This window comes from Serratia sp. ASV30, assembly GCF_016428815.1.
Taxonomy (GTDB): Bacteria; Pseudomonadota; Gammaproteobacteria; order Enterobacterales; family Enterobacteriaceae; genus Chania; species Chania fonticola_C.
On sequence record NZ_JAELTL010000242.1, the window covers coordinates 1 to 319 of the forward strand.

General features: G+C 73.7%; 1 pseudogene. It reads right to left on the reverse strand.

What is annotated here, in order from left to right:
• A pseudogene (locus JHD74_RS26830) lies at nucleotides 1-319 on the reverse strand (hypothetical protein); the annotation flags it as partial.

The window sequence follows — 319 nt, forward strand, 5'->3', positions numbered from 1 at the left end:
CGGCACGATCACCGAATGAGTAGGCAACTGCTGGCCAATCGGCATCGAACACACCGCCAGGCGGTGGCCGTCGGTAGCCACGGTGCGCAGCTCTTCCCCTTCGGTTTCAAACAGCATACCGTTCAGGCTGTCTCTTATACACATCTCCGAGCCCACGAGACAGGAGGTATCATCGCGTATGCCGTCTTCTGCTTGAAAGGGGGGGGGGGGGGGGGGGGGGGGGGGGGGGGGGGGGGGGGGGGGGGGGGGGGGGGGGGGGGGGGGGGGGGGGGGGGGGGGGGGGGGGGGGGGGGGGGGGGGGGGGGGGGGGGGGGGGGGG